The organism is Mycobacterium sp. (genome assembly GCF_040509115.1).
Classification (GTDB): Bacteria; Actinomycetota; Actinomycetes; order Mycobacteriales; family Mycobacteriaceae; genus Mycobacterium.
Genome location: NZ_JBEVLO010000133.1, coordinates 1 through 2,913, shown reverse-complemented (window position 1 = coordinate 2,913; position 2,913 = coordinate 1). Strand labels below are relative to the sequence as shown.

Below are 2,913 nucleotides of genomic sequence, written 5' to 3'. Positions count from 1 at the left end.
GTTCGACATTTCACGTACCTCGTCACCTGAGCTGCGGCCACGGCCATCGGGGCTGGCCCAAACGTATGCCGCCATCCGGTCTGGCCGCTGCGGTCCTAGGTCACCCACCCGGGGTCGAAGGTCACTCGATGATCGAGGGGCCGTGGGTGGGCTTCGGCACCTGCCGACCACGGTCGCGCCCGACGCGGGACCAACGGCACTGACGCGACTTTCAAACGATGCCGACCGTTTGCCTTCGGGGCGCCGGTCCGGCTCAGCCGGGGCCAAATGGCCCTAGCGGCACGGCGCCGGGTGCGGTTGAGTCTCATCGTGACAGAGTCCTCGAAATCCATTGGAGTGCCATGATCACGCCGGAAGGATCGCAGCTCATCGCCAACACGACGACCACGCTGCGCGACGGCGTCACCGTGGTGGTGCGCCAGTTGTCAACGGCCGATTACGATTCGGTGCTGCGAATTGCAGATACCCTCAGCGACCGTGAACGGTACTTCCGGTTCTTCACCGTGCACCCCGGGTACATAGAGAAGTGGGCGGAGTCGCTGACCACGCCTTCCCCGGGGGTCGTCGCGGTGGGCGCCTTCGACAGCGGTGAACTCGTCGGGGTGGCGAACTACGCCGCGTCGAACCAGGCCGAGCACGCCGGAGAGGCAGAGATCGCCATCGTCGTCGCCCACGACGAACACGACCGGGGGGTGGGGACGGCTCTGTTGCGCGAGCTGGTCCGCACGGCTCGGCGCCGCGGCGAGCATCATCTGATCGCCGACGTGCTCGCGGAGAACGATGCAATGCTCCGGGTGATTCAGGATGCGCATGCGCCGGTCACGTTTCACCGCGACGGCGCGGTGTTCAGTATCGACATGGACCTGGATGCCCTGGAGGAAGAATAGGTCGAACCCCGTGGCGGCGGCCTGACGCGTGGACCAATGCCGAGTCTTAAGGGACGTTCGGCCCTGACCGCCGACGCCGAGCCTGGCCTACCGTCGGACTCGACCGTCCCGCAATTCCTCGGAGGGCAGATGTCCGACATCTTCCCACCCCGTCGCCTACCTTGCGCGTCACGTCGATTCGATCGGGCTCCTCGCGGTGGGCCACCTCGGCGACGAACTGCTCGAGTTCGCGTGGCCGACGCCACCCGGTGAGGCGAATGAAGCGAATTGCTCGGTACTAATTTGCGAACGGATGGGCGCGAGATGAGTTACACCCGGCACAATGGGCAACGACTGGACGACGACTCCGCGATTGGCCTGGTGCACGCACCACGCCGACCGCACGATCACCCCCGGAAGGGCACAGCGATGGTCACGGTGTTCCTCGTCGACGATCACGAGGTGGTCCGGCGCGGCCTGATCGACTTGCTCAGCGCCGATCCAGAGCTCGACGTCATCGGCGAAGCAGGCACGGTGGCCGACGCCATGGCACGAATCCCTGCGCTGCGACCCGACGTCGCCGTGCTCGACGTGCGGCTGCCCGACGGCAACGGCATCGAACTGTGCCGGGACCTGCTCTCCCGCCTGCCCGATCTCCGCTGCCTGATGCTGACGTCATTCACCTCCGACGAGGCGATGCTGGACGCCATCCTGGCCGGGGCGAGTGGCTACGTCGTCAAGGACATCAAGGGGATGGAGCTGGCGAAGGCGATCAAGGACGTCGGGGCGGGTAGGTCGTTGCTCGACAATCGCGCCGCGGCCGCACTGATGGCCACCTTGCGGGGAGACAAGGCTCGCTCGGACCCACTTGCGGGTCTCACCGATCAGGAGCGGATCCTGCTCGATCTGCTCGGCGAGGGCTTGACCAACAAACAGATCGCCGATCGAATGTTCTTGGCTGAGAAGACTGTCAAGAACTACGTGTCACGCCTGCTGGCCAAGCTAGGCATGGAACGCCGCACCCAGGCTGCGGTGTTCGCCACCAAGCACAGCCGTAGCAACCACACCGAGGACTGATCGCGAGGCAACCGCGCAGCGATTGGCAGACTTAGCTCGATGGGGCACGATCGGGATCGGGGCCGAACGCGAACGACCGGCCCGTCACCCGGGAGGGCCGGATCCGCACGAAGTGGTCCTTCGTGGTCGCCGTCCATGGGCGCAGCGCGGCACGTTCTGCCGCGGCGCGATCCTCGTCGGTCCGGACGACGCGCGTCCAGCCCTTCACGATGACGCTCCAACCTCCTGCGTCGTCGTACTCATCGGCCTCGAAGAGCACCTCGTCGTTGATCGCAGTGCTGACCAGTTTCGTGCCCTCCGCGGTCGAGAACAAGATGGTGTGGTCTTGCACGACGAAGTTGACCGGGAAGATGTCCGGGTGACCGGCAACGCTGGTGACGAGCCGACCCAGCGCGACGCTGGACAACCGTTCCCAACATTGCGGTTCGGACATGATCGAAATGGGTTGTGCCGCTGTGATCATGAGGCGACGTTAGCTTTGTGAGTCCGCCCGGCGCAGGTGCCATTGGTCACTCGATGGGGTGGCTAAATGCTGTGAGCGACGTGCTGTGTGCGACATGTTGTGAGCGATGACGCGGAGACGCATTCCGCGCGCACCTCCTATCAGCGACACCCGACTCGACCGGTCAAGACGCAATATCACGCCTTCACGTTCACGGGGTTATATGGACGCCTCCGATGTAAACGCCGGACAGCTCTTGATCGCATTGACATTTCCAGAGCCTCGCCGGCGTCGTCGTTCAAAAATGCCGCGCGATACGTCCGCCGACGACCGCGCTAACGCCATGCCAGTCCTCGCGGCTGAAGTCAGATTGCTCGCCGGACCACTAAACCAATTGCCACGATATGCCCGACTCTTTCCTCCGCCATGACCATGCCACGGCCACCGTTGCCTCACTGCCTAGCTCTCGGACAAACGGTGGTCCATGTGCAATTCACACTGCAGCATGGAACGGCAGCGGTCCGAGAT

At 64.4% G+C, this 2,913-nt stretch carries 3 protein-coding genes; 2 read left to right on the top strand and 1 reads right to left on the bottom strand.

Annotation, left to right across the window (positions count from 1 at the left end):
* Window positions 1-341 precede the first annotated feature (341 nt).
* Together ABW137_RS10100 and dosR are read left to right on the top strand one after the other, a co-directional pair.
* Entirely contained in the window at window positions 342-887 is a 546-nt protein-coding gene (locus ABW137_RS10100; RefSeq protein WP_526399428.1) for a GNAT family N-acetyltransferase, read from the top strand.
* A gap of 408 nt (window positions 888-1,295) precedes the next feature.
* A complete protein-coding gene (dosR, locus tag ABW137_RS10095) occupies window positions 1,296-1,943 on the top strand; it encodes a hypoxia response regulator transcription factor DosR/DevR (protein ID WP_526399430.1) in 648 nt (215 codons plus the stop codon).
* A gap of 31 nt (window positions 1,944-1,974) precedes the next feature.
* Here the strand turns inward: dosR and ABW137_RS10090 are convergent, their stop codons facing one another.
* On the bottom strand, window positions 1,975-2,406 hold the full coding sequence (locus tag ABW137_RS10090; protein ID WP_526399426.1) for a pyridoxamine 5'-phosphate oxidase family protein: 432 nt from the start codon (window positions 2,404-2,406) through the stop codon (window positions 1,975-1,977).
* Between the last annotated feature and the right edge of the window lie 507 nt (window positions 2,407-2,913).

Excerpts from the sequence above, each read along its gene's own strand:
- ABW137_RS10100 (WP_526399428.1), top strand. The coding sequence starts at position 342 with ATGATCACGCCGGAAGGATCGCAGCTCATCGCCAACACGACGACCACG.
- dosR (WP_526399430.1), top strand. The coding sequence starts at position 1,296 with ATGGTCACGGTGTTCCTCGTCGACGATCACGAGGTGGTCCGGCGCGGC.
- ABW137_RS10090 (WP_526399426.1), bottom strand. The coding sequence starts at position 2,406 with ATGATCACAGCGGCACAACCCATTTCGATCATGTCCGAACCGCAATGT.